8 protein-coding genes and 1 pseudogene are annotated in these 24,104 nt (G+C 52.4%); all 9 read left to right on the top strand.

Features of this window, described 5'->3' with window-relative positions:
- The 9 genes and pseudogenes from CPter91_RS13930 (at position 1) to CPter91_RS25755 (ending at position 23,814) form a co-directional block, all read left to right on the top strand.
- Entirely contained in the window at positions 1–405 is a 405-nt protein-coding gene (locus tag CPter91_RS13930) for a type II secretion system protein (protein WP_236905819.1), read from the top strand.
- Positions 377–913, top strand: a complete 537-nt coding sequence (locus CPter91_RS26540; protein ID WP_167595172.1) for a type II secretion system protein — start codon at positions 377–379, stop codon at positions 911–913. Before CPter91_RS13930 ends, CPter91_RS26540 begins: the two co-directional genes overlap by 29 nt.
- A gap of 254 nt (positions 914–1,167) precedes the next feature.
- A complete protein-coding gene (locus CPter91_RS25760) occupies positions 1,168–9,453 on the top strand; it encodes a beta strand repeat-containing protein (RefSeq protein ID WP_150119703.1) in 8,286 nt (2,761 codons plus the stop codon).
- Between the two features lie 47 nt (positions 9,454–9,500).
- Positions 9,501–15,044: an RHS repeat-associated core domain-containing protein gene (locus CPter91_RS13915; RefSeq protein WP_167595171.1), complete on the top strand. Its 5,544-nt coding sequence runs from the start codon at positions 9,501–9,503 to the stop codon at positions 15,042–15,044.
- Positions 14,968–16,464: a tetratricopeptide repeat protein gene (locus CPter91_RS13910; RefSeq protein ID WP_150119702.1), complete on the top strand. Its 1,497-nt coding sequence runs from the start codon at positions 14,968–14,970 to the stop codon at positions 16,462–16,464. The genes CPter91_RS13915 and CPter91_RS13910 overlap by 77 nt, the downstream gene beginning before the upstream one ends.
- A 228-nt stretch (positions 16,465–16,692) precedes the next feature.
- Positions 16,693–17,260 (top strand): annotated as a pseudogene (locus tag CPter91_RS13905) (IS5 family transposase); the annotation flags it as partial.
- Between the two features lie 311 nt (positions 17,261–17,571).
- Positions 17,572–18,737, top strand: a protein-coding gene (locus tag CPter91_RS13895) for an IS3 family transposase (protein WP_205631604.1) whose coding sequence is annotated in 2 segments (ribosomal slippage) — positions 17,572–17,824 and positions 17,824–18,737 — 1,167 coding nt in all. Because the reading frame shifts where the segments join, the coding sequence is not laid out codon by codon here.
- Positions 18,738–19,102: 365 nt separating this feature from the next.
- Complete coding sequence (locus CPter91_RS13885) at positions 19,103–19,285, top strand: hypothetical protein (RefSeq protein WP_150119701.1); 183 nt, start codon at positions 19,103–19,105, stop codon at positions 19,283–19,285.
- Between the two features lie 29 nt (positions 19,286–19,314).
- Positions 19,315–23,814, top strand: a complete 4,500-nt coding sequence (locus CPter91_RS25755) for an IPT/TIG domain-containing protein (RefSeq protein ID WP_150119700.1) — start codon at positions 19,315–19,317, stop codon at positions 23,812–23,814.
- Positions 23,815–24,104 lie beyond the last annotated feature (290 nt).

Below are 24,104 nucleotides of genomic sequence, written 5' to 3'. Positions count from 1 at the left end.
ATGCGCCAAACTTTCCGTCGCAATGTGCGGCCAGATTCCGAGCTGGGTTTTACGCTGATCGAATTGCTGGTTGTCCTGTCGATTGTGGCGCTGCTATTGTCAATATCGGTACCGAAATATTTTCATAGTCTTGATTACTCGAAGGAAGTGATCCTGAAGGAGAACCTTCGCGTCGTACGCAAGACTATTGATCAGTATTATGCTGACACAGGGCACTATCCAGACGATCTTGACGAACTGGTCAGCAAAAAATACTTGCGTGCGCTGCCATTCGATCCCATCACGAGCAGCGCTGCCACGTGGATACTGATCGCCCCGGAGGATGTCAAATCAGGCAAGTTGTTTGATTTGCACAGCGGAGCTTCTGGGGCCACTCATGACGGCGTTGCGTTCGGGCAGTTATAGCGTCATGAGAAAGATTCAACGCACTATTCCTAGGCCACACGTTCTGATGGCATCGCCAGGGCAACAAGGATTTGCGCTGTTGGCGCTCCTGATATTTCTTGCCATGGTGGCCTTGCTGACGTCTTCCGTTGCTACCACCAGCGCCTTGGTCGCTCGCCGTGCCGCAGAACAGCGCCTGCTTGATGTTGGTCGACAATATCGCACCGCCATCCAGTTGTACGTTGAATCTACCCCGCCTGGTCAAAAGCGCTTTCCTCCAACTCTGGATGCACTTCTCAAGGATCCACGTTATCCGGATACACGTCGTTATCTGCGTACAGCTTACCCAGATCCGGTTGGCAAGGCTGATTGGGTGCTGATTTCCGCTCCTGACGGAGGCATTATGGGGCTGCATAGTGCATCTACCGAGCGACCGATTCGGCGCAGCGGTTATGTACCGCCATTCGAGCAGTTCAATCAACTTGAGCGGTATGCCGATTGGTTGTTTTATTACTACCCTTCAAATTAATCTCGGTCAACATTGCTTACAAGAAAAACTTGCTGCGTTGCAAAATTTCAACAATGAAATTTTTTTTATGCAGGATATTTTATGACAATTGTTATGCAATCATAATGTTGGCGTATGGATATATTTCAGGGTGTTACTAAGTGTCGTTTTATAACTTGCCATTTGTTTCGTTGCTAAAAATAGCTTGAGCGGAAGAATTCGTCGGCATTGTTTTGTTGCTGGTAAAAATAAAATTGGGTCAGGGAGCAGGGCAGATGGCGAATTCGAACCGCGCGGCGACACGTCGCGTGCAGCATGTTGCGCAGATGGCATTTTCAGCATTTTCATTGATGTTGCAGCACGTATTACGATTCCATGTCATTGCCGTTCTGGCTTCTGTTTTTATGTGTGCCGGTATTGCCCATGCTGCTGGCGCGAATTATGTCTACGATGAGCTTGGCCGATTAGTCCAGGTGATCGCCGGCGATGGCAGTAGCACCCAATACGCCTATGATGCTGCCGGCAATATCACTGCCGTCAAGGCTGACACCGTCAATACCCTGGCCATTAGTAGTTTTACCCCCACGTCCGGCGGTGCCGGCACCAACATCACCATCTTCGGAAGTGGCTTTAGTACAATTGCCGCCTCCAACACAGTCACTATCAACAACGTCGCTGCGACGGTCACGTCGGCAAGCGCATCACAGCTTAAGCTGACGGTGCCGGCATCGGCGACAACTGGCTTGATCACGGTCAGTAATGCGAATGGCAGTGTAACGTCGACACAACCCTTTACGGTCGGCTCGACCTTGTCGGCGCCGACCATTACCAGCTTTACGCCAACGATAGGCGCAGCCGGTACGGCGGTGATCATTAACGGGACGAATTTCCAGGCAGGGATAAGCAATAACAAGGCATTCTTTGGTGGTGTAGGTGGAGTTGTCACGTCGCTGACCGCACCGGGCCAGGCGATAGCAAAAGTGCCGAGCTCTGCCCAGAGCGGTAAGGTTTCCTTGCAAACTGCTGCCGGTACTGGCACGAGCAGTGCGGATTTCTTTGTGGTGCCTTCAGGAATCGCGGTGGCCGATGTCGTGACCACAGGTCGCATCGTCGCAGACGGTGTTGCGGCGACGCCGACCATTAATACCGCCGGTAAATATGCCATGTTGCTGTTTGATGGTACGGCCGGTCAGCAACTTAGCCTCGGGATGTCGTCGTTCACACCTGTGCCAAGTGGTTCGGGGACAGTATCAATCCGACTTTATGGTCCCACCGGCAATGTAGTGAGTTCTTGTTCGCTCTCTGGGGTGGATAAATGCCAGTTTGCAGCGCTGCCGCAAACCGCTACATACCGGATTCTGCTCGGAATCGACGGCAGTCATACGGCAAGCATGAGCTTGCTATTGTCGAGTGCGGCCAGCGCTACCCTTGTACCGAATGCCGCAGCGACGACATTTGCGACAACGCGGGTAGGCCAAACCGCCAGTTACACATTTAAAGCGACGGCAGGCGATAACTACAGTCTGGTGTGGACCGGGGCTACCTTCAACGGCTATTGGTCTTACCTGTATGTTTATGCGCCAGACGGCTCGCAAATAGCGGCCCCTTATTTTGGTGTCGGCAGTCCGACAGGGGAATTGCAACTCAATAATCTGTCGCAGACTGGCGTCTACACCGTGTCTGTAGTGCCTTATAGTGGCGGAACAGGGCAGGTAGCACTTCAGTTGTTGTCAGCTGCAACGGGGGCAATAACAGTTGATGGGGCATCATTGGCAATAAGCCAGATGCCTGGTGCTACTGGTAAATATACGTTTAACGGTACGATCGGCCAACGCCTCGGGTTGGGTGTTGCGGGAGTTACTTTTACGCCGTCCGGAGGTTCTGAAAGCTGGTCGGTCATTGCGCCGAATGGAACGACACTGGTCAACTGCAATAGTTTTAGTGCTAGCAGTGGCTGCGTACTGCCACAGTTGAACGCTACTGGTGTGTACACGATCGTATTGGTGCCTGGCAGCGCAACTATGGCGATTCAAGCGACACTGACATTGTCAAGCGAAGTGACCGGAGTCTTGACGGAAAATGCCGCAGCGACGATGTTTGCAACTGCGCGTACTGGCCAGAATGGCCGTTATTCGTTTAATGCCAATGCTGGGGATAGCTATAGTCTGTTGTGGACGGGGGCTACCTTCAACGGCTACTGGTCTTACCTGACGGTTTATGCTCCGGACGGCTCGCAAATAGCGGCCCCTTATTTTGGCGCTGGGAGTCCGATAGGAGAAATACAACTCAATAATTTATCTCAGACGGGTACTTACACGGTATTCGCTGTCCCTGCTGCTGGTGGCACCGGGCAAGTAGCACTGCAGTTGTTGTCGCCGATAACAGGAGTGCTGACAGCTGATGGCGCGCCGCTGGCAATAAACCAGACACCTGGCGCCACTGGCAAATATACGTTTAACGGCACAATCGGCCAACGCCTTGGGTTGGGTGTTGCAGGTGTTACTGTCACGCCGGCCGGAGGTTCTGCAAGCTGGTCGGTGATTGCGCCGAATGGGGCGACACTAGTAAACTGTACTAGTTTCAGTGTCGGCAGCGGTTGTGTATTGCCACAGCTGAACGCAGCTGGTGTCTACACGATTGTGTTGGTGCCTAGCAGTGCAACTACTGCGGTTCAGGCAACGTTGACGTTGTCGAGTGAAGTGACCGGAGCGTTGACAACGAACGCTGCGGCGACGACGTTTGCAACAACGCGTGCCGGTCAAAATGGCCGCTATACCTTTAGTGCGACGGCTGGCGATAACTACAATCTTGCATGGACAAATACGACCTTCAACGGCTATTGGTCTTATCTGTATGTTTATGCGCCAGATGGCTCGCAAATTGCCGCACCTAATTTTTCCGCAGCCAGCAGTTCGACGGGGGAAGTGCAACTCAATAATTTGTCCCAGACAGGTACTTATACGGTATTCGTTGTCCCAGCTGCAGGTGGCACCGGGCAGGTAGCACTGCAATTACTGTCGCCGATAACGGGAACACTGGCAGCCGATGGTGTGCCGCTGGCGATCAATCAGGTGGCTGGCGCCACTGGCAAATACACGTTTAACGGCATTATTGGCCAGCGTCTTGGGTTGGGTGTTTCGGGTGTTATTTTTAACCCGGCAGGAGGTTCTGCAAGTTGGTCGGTGATTACACCGAATGGGACGACACTCGTCAACTGCAATAGCTTTAGCACTACCAGTAATTGTGTGTTACCGAAGTTGAGCGCGACCGGCGTGTATACGATTGTATTGACACCCGGCAATGCAACTACTGCGATGCAGGCGACACTGACATTATCGTCCGAAGCGAACGGCGCGTTGACGGCTAATGCTGCTGCGGTGACCTTTGCGACAACGCGCGCGGGTCAGAATGGCCGTTATACGTTTAGTGCCAATGCTGGGGAAAGCTATAGTCTGGCGTGGACCGGTAGCACGTTCACGAATGTCTATAACTACCTGTATATTTATGCACCAGATGGCTCGCAAGTTGCGGCGCCTTATTTCGGCACTGCTACTCCAATGGGGGAGGTGCAACTTAATAACTTGTCCCAGACAGGTACTTATACGCTATTCGCAGTTCCTGCTGCTGGAGGGACAGGGCAGGTTACGATTCAACTGCTGTCCCCAGCTGCGGGAGCGTTGACTGTCGATGGCCCGCCACTGACAATCAATCAAGTGGCTGGGGGAAATGGCAAGTACACGTTTAACGGCTCTATTGGGCAGCACCTTGGGTTGGGTGCTTCGGGGATTGCTATTACGCCGACTGGAGGTTCTGAAAGCTGGTCAGTGATTACGCCGAATGGCGCAACCCTTGTGAACTGTAATAGCTTTAGTACCAATAGCAATTGTGTGCTGCCGCAGTTAAATGCAACTGGTGTGTACACCATAATGATGGTGCCATCTACTGCGGTAACTACTGTACAGGGGGCATTGACGTTATCGACAGAGGTAAGTGGCGTCCTGACAACGGATGCTGCTGCGACGACCTTTGCGACGACACGTGCTGGCCAGAACGGTCGTTACACGTTTAATGCCACGGCTGGTGATAATCCGACCTTTGCGTGGACTGGTAGCACTTTCAACGGGGCGGGTTCATATTTAACGATCTATGCACCAGATGGATCTCAGGTAGCTTCCTATCCTTTCGATGCTGCCGTTCACCCGACAGGGGAAATACGTCTAAATAATTTGTCGCAGACGGGCACGTATACGGTGGTTGCCGTTCCCTCGAATGGTAGTACGGGACAGCTTTTTATCCAATTATTATCGCCGGCGACGGGCGTGCTTGCGATCGATGGTTCCTCGCTGACGATTAATCAAATGGCGGGCGTCAGCGGCCGCTATACGTTCAGTGGCACTGTCGGGCAACACCTTGGATTGGGCGTCGCGGGTGTCGCGCTTGCACCGGCTGGAAGCTCTGCAATTTGGTCGGTAATTGCGCCTAACGGTACAACTTTGGTTAACTGCAGCAGTTTCAACGCAGCTAACAGCTGTGTACTGCCACAGTTGAGTGCTACTGGTGTTTACACTGTGTTATTGGCGCCCGGTAGTACTGTCACTTCGATACAAAGTACTTTAACGCTTTCGACGGAGAGTACGGGAACCCTCGTTGTTGGTGCTCCAGCCAGAACATTCTTGATAACACGGGTAGGTCAAAATGGGCGTTATACATTTGACGCGACGATGGAACAAAATTTGTCTCTCAGCCTAGCTGGATCGACGTTAACTACATCGAGTAATACTGCGACTGTGTACGCGCCAGACGGGACTAATCTTGGTTCCACGACGTTCGGAAATGGCCTAAATGGCACCGTGACTCTGACCAATTTGCAACAAACTGGCACATACACAATCTTCGTTAATCCGTATCAGTTACCGGCATCAAACTTGGGCCAGGTATCTTTGGGAATAACTTTGACTGGTACGACCACTCCCGGGTCTATAGCAGTGGATGGTGTTGTGGTAGCAGATAGCGGACCGATAGCGATCGATTTAGCTTCTGGTGCGAGTGGACATTACTCTTTCAACGGCTCAATCGGTCAACATCTTGGCTTGGGCGTCGCTCTTACATCTCCCGGAGGTTCTGTAAGCTTGTCTGTCGTTGCTCCTAATGGAACGACATTGGTCAGCTGCGGCAGTTTCGGCAGTGCCGGTAACAGTGGCTGCGTGTTGCCGCAGTTGAATGCCACGGGCATATATACAGTAGTGTTAGTGCCAAGCGGTGGCGTTTCGCTGAAGGGAGTATTGACGTTGTCGAGCGAAGTGACTGGAGTGCTGACGGCGAACGCTGCAGCGACAACCTTTGCAACAGCGCGTGCGGGCCAGAATGGTCGTTACACATTCAACGCCAATGCGGGAGATAGCTATAGCCTGGCTTGGACCGGGGCGACTTTCAGTGGGTCTTATTCCTATCTGTATGTCTATGCGCCAGATGGCACTCAAGTTGCTTCTTATCCGTATGTCAGCGTTAACTCGCCGACGGGAGAAATCCAGCTTAGCAACATATCGCAGACTGGCGCCTATACGGTGTTGGTCGTCCCATATCAGGGGGAGACCGGGCAGGTAGCACTACAGTTGCTGTCGCCAACAACCGGAACGTTGGCGGTCGATAGCGTGCCGCTGGCGATCAATCAGGTGGCTGGCGCCACCGGCAAGTACACGTTTAACGGCACTATTGGTCAACGCCTCGGATTGGGTGTGTCGGGTGTTACTTTTACTCCGGCAGGTGGTTCTGAAAGTTGGACAGTGATCGCGCCGAATGGCAGTACTCTGGTCACCTGCAGTGGTTTCAGCGCTGCCAACGGCTGCGTACTGCCACAGTTGAACGCTACCGGTGTGTACACGATTGTATTGGTGCCGGGTAGTGCAACTACTGCGGTTCAGGCAACGTTGACGTTGTCGAGCGAAGTGACTGGAGTGCTGACGGCGAACGCTGCGGCGACAACCTTTGCAACAGCGCGTGCGGGCCAGAATGGTCGTTACACATTCAACGCCAATGCGGGAGATAGCTATAGTCTGGCGTGGACTGGGGCGACTTTCGGTGGATCTTTGTCGTATATTTATGTTTACGCACCAGATGGCACTCAAATCGCTTCTTATCCGTATGTCAGCGTTAACTCGCCGACGGGAGAAATCCAGCTTAGCAACATATCGCAGACTGGCGCCTATACGGTGTTTGTCGTCCCATATCAAGGCGAGACCGGGCAGGTAGCGCTGCAGTTGTTATCGCCAACAACCGGAACGTTGGCAGTCGATAGCGTGCCGCTGGCGATCAATCAGGTGGCTGGCGCCACCGGCAAGTACACGTTTAACGGCACTATTGGTCAACGCCTCGGATTGGGTGTGTCGGGTGTTACTTTTACTCCGGCAGGTGGTTCTGAAAGTTGGACAGTGATCGCGCCGAATGGCAGTACTCTGGTCACCTGCAGTGGTTTCAGCGCTGCCAACGGCTGCGTACTGCCACAGTTGAACGCTACCGGTGTGTACACGATTGTATTGGTGCCGGGTAGTGCAACTACTGCGGTTCAGGCAACGTTGACGTTGTCGAGCGAAGTGACTGGAGTGCTGACGGCGAACGCTGCGGCGACAACCTTTGCAACAGCGCGTGCGGGCCAGAATGGTCGTTACACATTCAACGCCAATGCGGGAGATAGCTATAGTCTGGCGTGGACTGGGGCGACTTTCGGTGGATCTTTGTCGTATATTTATGTTTACGCACCAGATGGCACTCAAATCGCTTCTTATCCGTATGTCAGCGTTAACTCGCCGACGGGAGAAATCCAGCTTAGCAACATATCGCAGACTGGCGCCTATACGGTGTTTGTCGTCCCATATCAAGGCGAGACCGGGCAGGTAGCGCTGCAGTTGTTATCGCCAACAACCGGAACGTTGGCAGTCGATAGCGTGCCGCTGGCGATCAATCAGGTGGCTGGCGCCACCGGCAAGTACACGTTTAACGGCACTATTGGTCAACGCCTCGGATTGGGTGTGTCGGGTGTTACTTTTACTCCGGCAGGTGGTTCTGAAAGTTGGACAGTGATCGCGCCGAATGGCAGTACTCTGGTCACCTGCAGTGGTTTCAGCGCTGCCAACGGCTGCGTACTGCCACAGTTGAACGCTACCGGTGTGTACACGATTGTATTGGTGCCGGGTAGTGCAACTACTGCGGTTCAGGCAACGTTGACGTTGTCGAGCGAAGTGACTGGAGTGCTGACGGCGAACGCGGCGGCAACGACCTTTGCAACAGCGCGTGCGGGCCAGAATGGTCGTTACACATTCAATGCTAATGCCGGAGATAACTATAGCCTGGCGTGGACCGGAGCCACCTTCAATGGTATCTGGTCGTACCTATATATCTACGCACCAGATGGTACTCAAGTTGCCTCTCAATATTTTGGCGCGGTCAATTTTCCAGCAGGGATTTTACAACTCAAAAATCTTTCGCAGACCGGCACATATAGTGTGTCTGTTGTTCCTTATGCAGGTGGAAATGGGCAGGTAGCACTACAGTTGCTGTCGCCAACAACCGGAACGTTGGCGGTCGATAGCGTGCCGCTGGCGATCAATCAGGTGGCTGGCGCCACCGGCAAGTACACGTTTAACGGCACTATTGGTCAACGCCTCGGATTGGGTGTGTCGGGTGTTACTTTTACTCCGGCAGGTGGTTCTGAAAGTTGGACAGTGATCGCGCCGAATGGCAGTACTCTGGTCACCTGCAGTGGTTTCAGCGCTGCCAACGGCTGCGTACTGCCACAGTTGAACGCTACCGGTGTGTACACGATTGTATTGGTGCCGGGTAGTGCAACTACTGCGGTTCAGGCAACGTTGACGTTGTCGAGCGAAGTGACTGGAGTGCTGACGGCGAACGCGGCGGCAACGACCTTTGCAACAGCGCGTGCGGGCCAGAATGGTCATTACACATTCAATGCTAATGCCGGAGATAACTATAGCCTGGCGTGGACCGGAACCACCTTCAGCGGCACTTGGTCGTACTTAAATGTTTACGCGCCAGACGGTTCGCAAGTGTCCAACCAAATTTTGGATGCGGTCAATTTTCCAACAGGAGTTTTGCAACTCCATAATTTATCGCAGACCGGTACATATACTGTGTTCATAGTTCCTTACGCTGGTGGAATTGGTCAGGTAACGTTGCAATTGCTGCCGCCGGCAACCGGAGCACTCACTGTCGATGGGACGCCGTTGGCAATCAATCAGGTGGCGGGGCAAAGCGGATCGTATTCCTTCCGCGGCACGGCAGGTCAGTACCTGAAGATGGCGTTGTCAGGTGTTACGACCAGGCCAGCAAATTCGCCAGTCACTGTCTCGGTCATTGGTCCTAACGGGGCAACGGTTGGTAGTTCGGTGAGTGCCGCGGGAGCGTCCAACTGGAATGTACCAGAGGTATCGTCGGGCAGTACCGGCTTGCCCTCGACCGGTACCTATACCGTGCTCATTAATCCGAGTAGTGCCGGCACCGCTTTCAGTGGCGCGCTTTCGATCAAACAATTCGGGTTGACCCCATGACACATGACCTCCCTTATTACAAACACCTTGCCCTTCGCTCAAACACCATGATGGATACTGCCCGCCCGATGAAGAATTCGCTATGTTCGACCCTGAAACCTGAGAAACTGACGCATCGTTCCAGGCGGCTTGCCGGGGCACTGCTGCTGGCCATGGCCTTCGCCGGTGCGGCGCCGATGACCTTGGCGACAACGGCATTGCCTGTCGTTGCTGCCAGCAGTTCCAGTGTCGATGCGCTGTCGCGGTTGCTGGTGGCGCAGCCGGCGCTGCTAGTCGGCCAAAGCGCGACGCAGTTGGCGGACGGTCAATGGCTTGTTATCGGCGGCGCCAGCGCTGGCGTGGCGGGGAACCAGGCCTGGCGCATTGGCGCAGATGGTCAACGTACGGCATTGCCTTCCACGTTGCACCTGTCGCGAAGCCGTCACAGCGCCACGCTGCTTCCGGATGGCAAAGTGCTGGTGCTGGGTGGTGTGGACGCCCATGGCGGGGTATTGGCGGATGCCGAACTGTTCGATCCTGCGACAGGCGCCTTCACGGATCTGGGCAGCCTGGGACTGGCCGGCCGCAGCGCCCATAGCGCGACTGTATTGATGGATGGTCGGGTATTGCTGGCAGGCGGTGTTGATGCCAGTGGCAATCCGATTCGTGACGTGGATATCTACGACCCGGTTTCGCGCAGGATAGAACGCCTCACAGCCAAGCTGGGCAGCGATCGTATCGCACCAACGACGTTGCTGTTGCCAGACAATCGCGTGCTGATCTGGTCTGGCAGCACCGCAAGTGGACAAGCGCAGGCGACAGCCGATGTGTATTCGTCCGATAGCGGCCAATTCTCGACCCTGCCGATGGATGCCGTCCAGCAGCTGGCCAACGGCTTGGCCCGTAGTGCGGCGCCAGGCGTACTTGGTCAATTACCGTCAAGTGGCGCCACCAATGTGCCGGTGGCGCAACGGCTGGTGCTGCGTTTCTCTCAGAAGATGGCGATTGGTTCATTTAACAACGCGACAGTCACGCTGATGGGACCGAATGGCGCGGTGGGCGTACTGCCGGTTGCGGTAGATAACGGTGTTCTGCTGTTTGCAACCCCCACGCAAGAATTGCTGCCTGCCAGTTCTTATACCTTGTTCGTACAAGGCGCCACGGACCAATTTGGGCAGCCATTGCCGCTGACGGCGGTTGGCTTCAAGACGGTGGCATTGAATACGGCAAGGACGGCTACCGCGATCGCTCAGGCGACTCTGGCGCAAGGCGCCTTAGCCTCAGGTAGTGGCAAGACGGTATCTGGCAACACCACTGGTCCTGCCAGCAAAGATGCGGCGCCGGTACCGGCGCCTAAGGCACCCACCAACCAGATGGTCACCTCGATAGAGACGGCAGAAGACGGGGAATTGTGGGTGCCTGGGGTAGGGGATCATTACGGCCAATGGCGCCGTGGCGACCGTAATGTCTCCTTGCAGCATTTGCCGAAGAATCTGGCGCTGCGCCGTGTACTGTACGGCTATCCGGAACTGATGTCACTGACGCCGGCCGACGTTGCCATGAAGCGCATCCCGAACGTGGAGCCGTTAGCGACGGGAGTGACCTCGGTATCCGGCCAAGTGTTGCGCTTGAATGGCGTGCCGCTGGTCAATGCCACGCTGTCGATGGGCGATCAGCAGGTGAAGACTGACGAGAATGGGGAATTTACGCTCTCACCAGTACCATCTGGCCGCCAGACCCTGGTCATCAACGGCGAGAGCGCCACTATTGGCGAGCATCATTACGGCCGTTATGAATATGGCTTTAATGTAGAAGCCGGCAAGCCCAACTTGCTGCCGTTCGTGATCTGGATGTCGCGACTGAACCCGCAAACGGTGAAGATCGCCTCGCCGACAGAAAGCGATACTGTATTGAGCAATCCGCAGATTCCAGGGCTGGAGCTGCGCATTCCTGCAGGCATGGTCATTCGCGATGCCAACGGCAAGATTGTGACTGAAATCAGTATGACTGCAGTGCCGGTCAACCAGCCGCCGTTTCCGCTGCCGCATATTAATGTTCCGGTGTATTTTACGGTGCAGCCAGGCGGCTCGCATCTGGAAGGTATTAACGCCGCAAGTGCCAAGGGCGCGCAAATTGTCTATCCGAACTATCCGCACGCCAAACCTGGCACACGCATGACGTTCTGGGATTATGACGCTGCCAAGCGTGGCTGGTTCGAATATGGTCAGGGAACAGTGACTGCTGACGGCAAGCAGGTGATGCCGGATGCGAATGTGCGTATTTATGAATTTACGGGGGCGATGATTACGACGATGGCGCCGTCGACCAATGCACCTACTACCGGACCCAAAGATTGCGGCTGCAAGACCGCCGATCCAGTGGACACCTATTCTGGACTCTTCATTAACCAGGAAACCGATCTGACGATCTCCGATATCGTGCCGATCCGGGTCAGCCGCAGCTACCGCCAGGCAGACGATGCCAGCCGCGCTTTTGGTATTGGTACGAACCTGTCCTACGACATGTTTCTGACCGGTGGCTACGACACCAGTAAAGACCAGATCCTGCCGTATGCATCACTGATCAAGCCGGATGGCGGCCAGATTAATTTCGTACGTGTCTCAGGCGGCACCGGCTATACCAATGCCGTGTTTCAGAGTACTTCGGATCCGACCACGGCATATTACGGCGCCATTGTGAAATGGGATACGACCTATCCTGGTGCTGATTGGAGCGTGACGCTGAAGACCGGTGATGTTTATTACTTTCCGGGTGTTGGCGATGGCAGTGGTACAGCACGGCAGGGCGCCATGCTGGGTATGAAGGACCGGTTCGGCAATTTGACGCAGCTGGTGCGCACGAATGCAAATCTGACCCAGATCATATCGCCAAGCGGTCGGAATGTGTATCTAACCTATGACGGAAGCAATCGAATTACGCAAATCCAGGATGATCTGGCGCGCACGGTGGGTTATGCCTACGATGCCAGCGGACGTTTGATGACGGTGACCGATCCGATGGGCAAGACGACCCAATATACCTACGGTACGCAGACACTTGATCCTGCGCATTCCGTGGGCGGTGTCAAGTCCAGCACCAACATGCTGACGGTGACGGACAAGAATGGCAACGTCAAGACCAGCAACGTCTTTGACAGCAATGGGCGGTTGAGCAAGCAGACATATGCGGACGGGCGTTTCTTCCAGTTCGGTTATGTATTGCAATCGTCACAAACGGGCACAGGAACCAGTACTGCCGGTTTTGACACGGTGCTACAAACCGACGCCACTGATGAACGCGGTACGGTAACGCGATATAGCTTCGACACGAATGGAGCGCCGACCAGCGTCATCAGCGCGTTTGGTACGACACTGCAACAAACGGCGAGCAATAACTGGAACAGCACCACACATCTGCTCGACAGCACGACCGACGCCATGGGCCGCGTGACGGCGTATCAGTACGATCGCCTGGGCAACAAGACGCAGATTACGCAATTGGCTGGTACCAGCAATGCGGTTACTACCAATGTCGCCTATGATCTGACCTACAGCCTGCCCACCAGTATTACTGATCCGAACGGTAATAGTGTGACGCTGACCTATAACAATCTGGGGAATTTGACTCAGGCGACCGACGCCCTGGGGCATGCGGTGGTGATGACGTATGACAGCAAAGGGCGGCGCACCAGCATCACCGATGCACTCGGCCACGCCACCAGCTTTGCTTACGCGGGCGCCGATTTGCAAGCGGTGACCGACGCCTTGGGACGCACGGTGAGTTCTTATACCGATATCGTTGGTCGCCCGACCAGCGTGACGGACATGCTGAACAACCGTACCTATGTTGCCTATGACAATTTGGATCGTGCTACGGCGATCACCAATGCCAAAGGTGGTGTCGCCCAGATAGGCTATGACGCTAATGGCAATGTATTGAGCCAGATCGACGAGAACAACAATGCCACCGGATTCACCTATGACAGCCGGGACCGGATGAGCAGCATGACCGATGCGCTGGCGCACAAGGCGACGGCATCGTACGAGCCTGGCGGCAAGGTGAGCCAGAGCGTCGATAACAAGGGACAAATCACCAATCGTACCTACGATGCATTGGGACGGCTCACTAGTATCAGCTACGGCGCCAATGCCGGCGGCACGAGCAGCGCCAGCAATACTACATTCACATGGGACAATGGCAATCGCCTGACGCAGATCGTAGATTCTGTTTCCGGCACGATCACGCGCAATTATGATCTGCTGGACAGAACATTGAGCGAAACCACGCCGCAAGGTACGGTCACCCGTACGTTTGATGCGGCAGGACGCCGTTTGACGTTGACGGTCGCCGGCCAGCCGACGATTAGTTATAGCTACGACGTGGTCAACCGTTTGACGCAAATCCAGCAGGCAGCCGGCAGCAGCAATGGCAATGTGGCGCAAACCACAGGTTATACCTACGACAATGCCAACCGCCTGACGCAACGCGTCTATCCCAATGGTATCCATGCCAGCTACAGCTATGACAATGGCAACCAGATTACTGGAATCGCTTATGCCAAGGCGGATGGTTCAGCCATTGGAGATCTAAGCTATACCTACGACACAGTGGGGCGCCGTACCGGCGTTGGCGGATCGCTGGCGCAAATCAATCCGGGTGCAGCGGTGAGTACGACCAGTTTTAATGCAGCGAATCAATTGACTACGTTTGGTACGCAGACGTTGACCTACGATGCCAATGGCAATTTGACCAGCGACGGCACCAATACCTACATCTGGGATGAGAGAAACCAGCTGCAAAGCATCGCTGGCAGCAACATGGCCAGCTTCCAGTACGATGCGATGGGACGTCGGGTCGGCAAGACGATTGGCACGACTTCGACCGGCTATCTGTATGACGGGATCAACTTTGTGCAGGAGAAGAGCGGCACCGGCAGCGGCGCAGGTGTGACGGCGAATCTGGTGACAGGACCTGGCGTTGATAATGTGCTGGTACGGCAGACCAATGCGGGCAACCAGACGATGCTGACGGATGCTTTGGGTAGCATCATTATGGCGACTGATGCGACGCAGGCGACGGTGAGCAGCTACAGCTACGATGCCTATGGCAATACGATCCAGGTAGGGACTAATGATAATAGCCAGCAGTACACTGGTCGGGAGAACGATGCAACAGGACTGTACTATTACCGGGCACGGTACTACTCGCCGGCAATGGGCCGGTTTATTTCGCAAGATCCGATTGGATGGGCATCCGGACAAACCAATGGTTTCAGCTATGTCAATGGGAATCCATTAAGTGAAGTGGATCCCTACGGTCAACAAATGGTGGAAAGTGATTCAAGCGGATTTAAAGCTGACATACATGAGGCAGCTGGAAATGGGAATGAAGTCGTGCAATCAGAGGCGCAGGCAAACCCGGCGTTGGCTTTATGTCACCAATGGATAGAGACTTGTCCAGGCGATGTGATTATTTCTAAACCTCCAGAATTAGAGTGCGATCCAGATCCACATATGTGTACAAAAGAGAATCAAAGTGGGAAACGCATTTGCCGCCCTAAAACACCTAATTTTAAATATATTCCTGCACCATTTAAATTTTTTAATAAATGAAATTATGATTTCGAAAATATTTTTACTTAAAAAATCATTAATATTTTTATTCTATTTGTTAACGATTTTTACTGTAGACAATACTTTTGCCACGCCAAAAGCACAGCAAATTCCATTGAGTTTTAGCGAAAACATTTTTCTAAAGAAAAGAGCATTGCGTTTTGATGAAATAACTCATGACTTGCAAAGGTATAAGTGGAGTCTCGATAGTGACCCTAGGTTACTCATTGTATATTGCGAGGCAATACTGGAAACAGAAGCCGCTCTTCCAGAAGAAATGAAAAATTCCTCGGACGTGTCAAATAAATTTGCGCAAGCCTATCTAATGTTATTGCGCGGGAAAACTCGAGATTCAAATTTACTGTTTGATGAACTTGTAAATACTCAGGGTGGAGAAGTATTTGGATTTGTCGGCTTACTTGAACAATCGCTTTTTACTGGAAATATCACTTCTTTAGGCCAAGTGCTGGAAAAATTAAAGTCGAGTTTTTCCGATGACTCACATATACCTATTTGGATCTTGCCGTACTATGAAGCCACTTATAATCTGAAAATGGGGAGATATAAAGATGTCACTAATATTTTGCAGATGGCAAAGATAAATAAATCATTATCGAAATATACAATTGAGCAATTTGAAATTGCCATTGCAATACCGCAAAACCAATTTGCTGAAGCACGAAAAATTTTAAAACATATGGGATCAAACGGTGATGCAGATCAAAATTCGATTTTGAATGAGGCTGACATATTAGCCGCAGAATTAGGATTTCCTGCTTCAAGTATGTTTTTAAGTAGAAAGATGCGTGAGTATCCCGAAATGTGGTTAGTTAAAAAGGCTTTTATCAATCACTCTCTTGAAGCGATTCATTTTGATCAAAAATTGTCTATTCCTTATTTGAATATGCTTTCAGAGCTCGAACAAAAGAGAAATTTCGACGTAAATTTAAAACTCAATCTTGCAAGTCTTCTTTTTTATACTGGAGATCCTATAAAAGGATTGCTAAGCAAAAAACTTCGAGATGAAATAAAACCACTTGAAGATTTTGTTAATTATGATCTACTTATAGCTAAATTGAGTTTGCGTTCAACAGAAACAGAGAAGCAATTTTACACGATGAGATATCTTGATATCGCGAAAGAAAAAGCTCCTTTAAATATTTCTGTGTTGTGGCTTTCTTATCAAATTGCGGAAATGAATAAAAAATATGATGAATGTATGGAAAATTTAAATCAAATATTATTTGTCGACCCATTCAATGTCGATGCACTTGTCGCAAAGGCCAAAACTTACAATAAATTAGGGGAAATTAAAGAAGCGAAAAATTTGGCTCATAAGATGTTATATGAAAAAAACAAGCGAAAAATTTCTATCGATCTTCGAAAAGAATTACAAAATGTTTTGCAAGAAACATCGTAAGATTTACATTGGCAAATTGTTTTTTAAGAAATTTTGAAAATCTAAAAATATTTCACAGATTTCTAATCAGACAACAGGCTTTTGGGCAAACAGATACATAGCAAACACAATAGAGCTACGTGAATTGGCCTCATACTAAGGAGACGCTGATTTATTCGATGGCACCAGATTTTCAATAAGGGCAATAGCTGCGAGAATTGCTTCAAATCGACAACGTGCAGGGTGATCATGCAAAAGAGTTTTTCGGATCTTGAATATGCGGCGAAGAAGAAGTTGACACGGCGCGACCGCTTTCCTGGCAGAGATTGATGCGGCGACGCCTTGGGTGGCGCTGTGGAAGGAAATTGCGCCGTTTTATCCAAAAGCTGAAGGCGCCGGCCGACCGCCGATTGGGCTGGCGCGGATGTTGCGGATGTACGTAGCGCAGCAGTGTTTCGGCCTGTCCGATGAAGGTATTGAAGATGCGATCTACGACAGTCAGGCCATCCGCGGTTTTGTCGAAATCGATCTTAACCGCGAATCGGCGCCGGATGCGACGACGCTGCTGAAATTTCGCCGACTGCTGGAAACCCACGACCTGACACGCAAGATATTCGACACGATCAATGCCCATCTTGCCGCCAAAGGCTTGCTGATGTGCGAAGGCACAATCGTTGACGCCACGCTGATTGTTGCGCCACCATCGACGAAGAACCGTGACAAGGCACGCGATCCGGAAATGCATCAGTCGAAGAAAGGCAATGACTGGCACTTTCGCATGAAGGGCCACATCGGGGCAGATGCTGCGTCGGGTCTTTATGGCGGGAAAATATTTTTGGGGGCTGCGGTTGGTGCAATGGCAGGTGGCGGTGCATCTGTTGCAACTAATGTAATATTTTCAACCCTTGGCGATGCTTTAAGAGGGCTTGCCCTGAATAAGATATGCGGGTGTGAGAAATGAGCCTTTTTAAAAAATCTATCTATCAGGTATTCATTTTTTGGTTAATTACCAGTCTGCTTTTACTGATGATTTCATCAAAAACCGCGTTGTTTCCTGCGACTCTAAGTGAGGTAGCCTGACATTTTCGGACACTTCTATTTGATAAACTTATCAAAGGGAGAACTGAAATGAAATTGAAGACGTACACGCCGGAATTCCGGGCTGAAGCGGTCAAACTGGTGTTGGCACAAGGGCTATCGCTAGAAGAGGCGGCGCAGCGGATCGCAATGCCCAAGGGGACACTGGGTAACTGGGTGAGCGCAGCAAAGCGCGGCAATGGAGGCGCTGCGGCGCCTGGCAGTCGAACGGTTCCCGAGCTGGAGGTAGAGGTTGCGAGGTTGCGCAGAGAATTGGCCGAGTCGAACATGGAACGAGACGTGTTAAAAAAGGCCACCGCGTACTTTGCACGGGAGTCGCTGCCCAGTACGCGCAAGTGAACGCCATGCGACCCGACTTTCCTCTGGCCCTGCTGTGCCGCGTTTTTGACGTGTCGCGCAGTGGTTTTTATGCATGGCTGGGGCGCGCGCCTTCACAGCGTATGCGGGACGATGAACGCCTGAAGGTGGCGATCAAGGCTGCTCATGTCCAGGCGCGGGAAACCTATGGGCCACTGCGCATGTGGCCGGAACTGGTCGCGCAGGGGTTCGACACGGGACGCGACCGTATCGTGCGGCTGCGACGGGAACTGGGCCTGCGCTGCAAGCAAAAGCGCAAGTTCAAAGCCACCACGAATTCGAAGCACGGCTTTCCGGTGGCGGAGAACCTGTTGAATCAGACGTTTGCCCCGACGCGGCCTGATGAAGCCTGGGTAACTGACATAACGTATGTATCGACCGGCGAAGGCTGGCTTTACCTGGCGGGCATCAAGGACGTCTTCACATGCGAGATAGTTGGCTATGCGATGGGAGCACGCATGACGCAGGAGCTGACGGCGCAGGCTCTGTGGCGGGCAGTGCGCAACAAGCGGCCAGCACCGGGCCTGATTCATCACTCGGACAGAGGTAGCCAGTACTGTGCTGACGACTACCGGAAGCTGGTCGAGCAGTTTGGCATGCTGCCTTCCATGTCGCGTAAGGGAAACTGCTACGACAATGCCCCTATGGAGAGTTTTTGGGGAAGTCTGAAGAACGAGATGATTCATCATCAGAGATATGCGACCCGTGCCGACGCCGAATCGGCAATCAAGGAGTACATCGAAATTTTCTACAACCGCCAGCGGCGTCATTCGCGCCTTGGCTATATTTCGCCGGCACAGTTCACTGAGAATTTCAGAAAAACTGAGCTGGCCGCTTGAGACGGAAGTGTCCGTTATTGACAGTACACCTCAAAGTTCCTTGTTACTTTTGGTCGCCGCGACACTGATTCGACAGCAATTTTCTGTCTTGAAATTAATCTTATTCCAAGTAAATAGAATACGTGCATGTCTATTCCTTCTACTGGTATTTTTTGTAATCGGATTGGATCGCTTAGTAAAGGATTTTGGTTTTTTTGTGATGATGATTGGTTTTTACGTTTTGTTCGAAGCAATCGTGTTTCGTATACAAAAATCATACAAAAATTAGCGGTCTATGAATAGGATAAATTGTCAGTGATCGGGGACGATATAGGTCAAAAATTACGGCTATGTCGATGGTAATCTGATTGGTTATGGTGATTTCAATGGAAAAGGTGCAGCTGGTGCCTCAATTGCTGGAGAAATCGGCGGAGCGGTGGTTGGGACTTTGGGAATTGAAACGGGGCGCTTGGATGTGCTTATTTTCGCAGGTGGTCTCGGTGATGGACGTAACCGCTGCATCACTGAAAGCGGCTAATTTGAACAAAATACTGAATATTTTTCGCTAAAAATAAAATTGGGTCAGGGAGCAGGACAGATGGCGAATTCGAACCGCGCGGCGACACGTCGCGTGCAGCATGTTGTGCAGATGATATTTTCAGCATTTTCATTGATGTTGCAGCACGTATTGCGATTCCATGTCGTTGCCGTTCTGGCTTCTATTTTTATGTGTGCTGGTATTGCCCATGCTGCCGGCGCGAATTATATCTACGATGAACTTAGTCGATTAGTTCAAGTGATCGTCGGCGATGGCAGCAGCACCCAATACGTCTATGATGCTGCAGGCAATATCACCGCCGTCAAGGCCGACGCCGTCAACACCCTGGCGATCAGCAGTTTTACTCCCACTTCCGGCGGCACTGGTATTAACGTTACGGTCTTCGGAAGTGGCTTTAGTCCAACTGCCGCCTCCAACACGGTCACTATCAACAATGTCGCTGCGGCGGTCACGTCGGCTAGCGCATCACAGCTTAAGCTGACGGTGCCGGCATCGGCGACAACTGGCCTGATCACGGTCAGCAATGCGAACGGCAGTGTAACGTCGACGCAGGCATTTACAGTCGGCTCGACTTTGTCGGCGCCGACCATTGCCAGTTTTACGCCAACGGTAGGCGCAGCCGGCACGGCGGTGACCATCAACGGGACGAATTTCCAGGCAGGGATCAGCAATAACAAGGTGTCATTTGGTGGTGTAAACGGTGTTATCACCTCGCTGACACTACCTGGTCAAGCCGTCGCTGTAGTATCCAGTTCTGCACAATCTGGGAAAGTGACCCTGCAAACGACTGCCGGTATAAGTACGAGCAGTTCCGATTTCTTTGTCGTGCCTGCTGGCGTCGCGGTGGCGGATGTCGTCACTACTGGGCGCATCACCATAGGTGGGGCGGCGGTATCGCCCACGATTAATACAGCAGGCAAATATGCGATGCTGCTGTTCGATGGCACTTCCGGTCAGCAGCTCAGTCTTGCCATGCCGGTCTTTACACCGACTCCGAGTGGCTCAGGATGGGTCTCAATCCATCTCTACGACCCGGGTGGGAAAATCTTGAGTTCTTGCTCGCTACCTGATCCGAACGGATGCCAATTTTCTGCTTTGCCATATAACGGGACGTATCGAATTCTGGTCGGTATTGATAGCAGCCATACGGCCAGTATGAGCTTGCTACTGTCGAGTGTCGTCAATACCGGCACGACGCCTAATGTTGCAACCGGCATATTGAGGATTGATGATTTGCCGATGCCGCTTAATCAATTGGCGGGTCAAAACGGACGCTACACCTTTGATGGTGTAATTGGTCAGCGCCTCGGTTTAGGTGTTCATTTCGATCCGGTTCGATCGGGAGATGTAAACTGGTCGGTTTTAGCCCCAGACGGTACGACATTGACCAGCTGCAGCAGTTACACACCTGGTGGTGGTTGCATACTGCCGCAATTGATTGCTACCGGAGTGTACACAGTCCTGTTGACCCCAACCGCTGCAACCACAGTATTGCAAGGCTCAATGTCGTTATCAAGCAATGTAATGGGGACATTGATACCTAATGCTGCTGCGACGACGTTTGCGACAGGGAGAAATGGCCAGAACGGTCGCTACACTTTTACGGCGGAAGCTGGGGATAGCTACAATCTGATTTGGCGCGATTCCACTATTTACGGTTATTGGTCTCAATTGTATGTCTACGCGCCAGATGGTTCTCAGGTCGCCGTGCAAAATTTTGGCCCTGATCAGCCGAGGGGGGAAATACAGCTTAACAATTTATCGCAATCCGGTACCTATGCTGTGCTTGTTGTCCCATGTGGCGGAGGAATTGGGCAGGTCGCAATTCAGTTATTGGCTCCGGCAACAGGTGCATTGGCGTTAGATGGTGCGCCGTTGACCATCAATCAAATGGCTGGTCAAAACGGTCGATATACGTTTAATGGAACAGTAGGTCAGAGAATTGATCTAGGGGCGCTCTTTTCAACCTCGGGCTCTGTCGGCTGGTCTGTACTTGCTCCGGACGGCAGCACTTTTTTTGGTGGTTGCATTGACTTTACGCCTAGAAGTGCCTGCATACCCCCGCCGTTGAATACTGTGGGTACATACACAGTGCTGGTGGTGCCGCATGATTCGACGATTGTGTTGCAGGGCGCGTTGACCTTATCCAGTCATGTGACGGGAACTCTCACGCCAAATGCCGCGACGACGGTCTTTACTACGACGCGAGTAGGACAAACTGGATTTTATAGTTTCAATGCGACTGCGGGTGATAGCTATAGCCTTGTTTGGAGTGCGCCGGCCTTTGACGATGGTCCAGGCAACGGCTCTTGGGCATATCTGGCAGTTTATGCACCGGATGGTTCACAAATTATTCGTCAGTTTTTCGACGGTAGCTCGCCAGCAGGTGAAATCCAATTGAACAACTTGACGCAGGCCGGTACCTATGTGGCGATCCTTGTGCCTTCTTATGGCGGCACTGGGCAGGCAGGGGTTCGGCTGCTGTCAAATGTCGCCGGTGCTTTAGCAGTCGATGGCTCGCCGCTGGCAATTAGTCAACTGGCTGGTCAAAATGGTCGCTACACGTTCAGCGGCATAGTTGGTCAGCAACTGGATCTGGGGGCAGTGCTGAGCAGTGGTGGTTCAGTCGGCTGGTCGGTGCTTGGGCCGGACGGCAGTACTTTTTTTAACGGCTGCACGGATTTTTCTGCGGCAAGTGCTTGCATTTTACCGCAGTTGAATGCGACCGGCATGTACACGGTGCTGGTTGTTCCGCGCGATGCGACAACTGCGACGCAAGGCGCATTGACGTTGTCGAGCCAGGTGGCTGGCATATTGACGCCTGATGTAGCAACCACCTTCGTTACGACGCGGGTGGGTCAAACAGGGCGTTACAAGCTGAGTGCTGCAGCCGGCGACAGCTACAGCCTGGCATGGAATGGTGCCACGATCAACGGGAGCTGCTCCTACCTGTATGTATATAACCCGGACGGCACCCAGCTTTCTTCGTCCCAGCCTTTTGGTAATGGCAACCCGGCGGGAAGCCTCCCACTCAACAATCTGGCGCAGACCGGCAGCTATACGGTAGCCGTGGTCCCATGCCCGGGTGGGCCGGGTGGACAAGTGACGCTGCAGTTGTCGCAAACGAACCACCTGCCTGCAGGTGCTTATGGCGATCCGTTGTGGGGCAACGTCTCGTCGCTGCTGCGTTTGAATGGTGCGAATGGTTCTTCCGCGATTGCTGATGCAACAGGAGAGCATGTCTGGACTGCGCACGGCAATGCGCAAGAATCGAATGCCGCAGGCAATCCAGGAGACGCATCAGGTACGGCATTCAAATTCGATGGCAACGGCGACTATGCGGATACACCGGATGCCGCCGATTTAAGGATTGCGGGTAAATCATTCACGATTGATTTCTGGGTGTATATGTCGGCGACCGCATCGGGGCGCTGGCGCACCATCGTGTCCAAACGTATTTCAACCGAGGGCAGTACCGCAGAATACGAAGTTTTTATCAATAATACAGACGACCGGTTTGGCTTTTATAACGGCACGCTGCAAATAACCAATACCAAGATTCCTGTAGCAACTTGGACCCACATAGAGATATCGAAAGATATTTCGACGGGCATGGTGCGGCAATTTATGAATGGCGTCAAAGTGTATGAGGCTGTTGGGCCGAATACGGCAGCCGATACAACTGCACCGGTTCGTCTGGGCATGGCGAATCCGGCGCAAGTCGCGCCAGATGACGAATTTTTCCATGGGTATTTGAGCAATGTGCGGATAACGACGGGCGTTGTGCGGCATACGGCCAATTTTGTCCCTCCGCCTACACCACTTCCGAATCTTTCTCCAGCCGTTCAGGGTGATCCTGCCTGGAGTAATGTTGCATCCTTGCTACGCTTTGCAGGTCAGAATGGTTCGCCGTCCATCATTGATGAAACAGGCGCGCATGCCTGGACTGCGCACGGTAATGCGCAGGAGTCGAATGCCGCGGGCAATCCAGGAGACGCATCAGGCACGGCATTCAAATTCGATGGCAACGGCGACTATGCGGATACACCGGATGCCGCCGATTTAAGGATTGCGGGTAAATCATTCACGATTGATTTCTGGGTGTATATGTCGGCGACCGCATCGGGGCGCTGGCGCACCATCGTGTCCAAACGTATTTCAACCGAGGGCAGTACCGCAGAATACGAAGTTTTTATCAATAATACAGACGACCGGTTTGGCTTTTATAACGGCACGCTGCAAATAACCAATACTAAGATTCCTGTAGCAACTTGGAGCCACATAGAGATATCGAAGGATATTTCGACAGGCGTGGTGCGGCAATTTATGAATGGCGTCAAAGTGTATGAGGCTGTCGGGCCGAATACGGCAGCCGATACAACTGCACCGGTTCGTCTGGGTATGGCGAATCCAGCGCAAGTCGCGCCAGATGACGAATTTTTCCATGGGTATTTGAGCAATGTGCGGATCACGACGGGCATCGTGCGACATACGGCCAACTTTACTCCGCCGTCCACGCCGTTTCCTAATCGCAATTAATCAATTGCTGGGCCGTAAGTTACCGAATTGCTGTGGATATATAGTGTTCTACACATTCTGGACGCTTGTTCTGTCGCCTACTGAACTTTTACGTCGATGTACTGAAGACTCGCAATTGGTCTGGGCGTAGGGAGAGTTTAATGTGCTTGCTACAACGGGCAGTATTTTGCCGAAGAGAGCGAATGGCCAGCGATATGATTTTCGATTCAACGGAGTGGGGATGCGGCCAATCTCGGTAATGGAGCGGAGACGCGGAACCACTGTAATCAACGTTGGCTGCGAGTTATCCC

Origin of the sequence: Collimonas pratensis, from assembly GCF_001584185.1 — a bacterium.
Classification (GTDB): Bacteria; Pseudomonadota; Gammaproteobacteria; order Burkholderiales; family Burkholderiaceae_D; genus Collimonas; species Collimonas pratensis.
The sequence above is the reverse complement of the archived record's forward strand: the minus strand, read 5'-3'. Positions and strand labels throughout refer to the sequence as shown.

Excerpts from the sequence above, each read along its gene's own strand:
- CPter91_RS13930 (WP_236905819.1), top strand. The coding sequence starts at position 1 with ATGCGCCAAACTTTCCGTCGCAATGTGCGGCCAGATTCCGAGCTGGGT.
- CPter91_RS13885 (WP_150119701.1), top strand. The coding sequence starts at position 19,103 with ATGGAAAAGGTGCAGCTGGTGCCTCAATTGCTGGAGAAATCGGCGGAG.
- CPter91_RS25760 (WP_150119703.1), top strand. The coding sequence starts at position 1,168 with ATGGCGAATTCGAACCGCGCGGCGACACGTCGCGTGCAGCATGTTGCG.
- CPter91_RS25755 (WP_150119700.1), top strand. The coding sequence starts at position 19,315 with ATGGCGAATTCGAACCGCGCGGCGACACGTCGCGTGCAGCATGTTGTG.
- CPter91_RS26540 (WP_167595172.1), top strand. The coding sequence starts at position 377 with ATGACGGCGTTGCGTTCGGGCAGTTATAGCGTCATGAGAAAGATTCAA.
- CPter91_RS13915 (WP_167595171.1), top strand. The coding sequence starts at position 9,501 with ATGATGGATACTGCCCGCCCGATGAAGAATTCGCTATGTTCGACCCTG.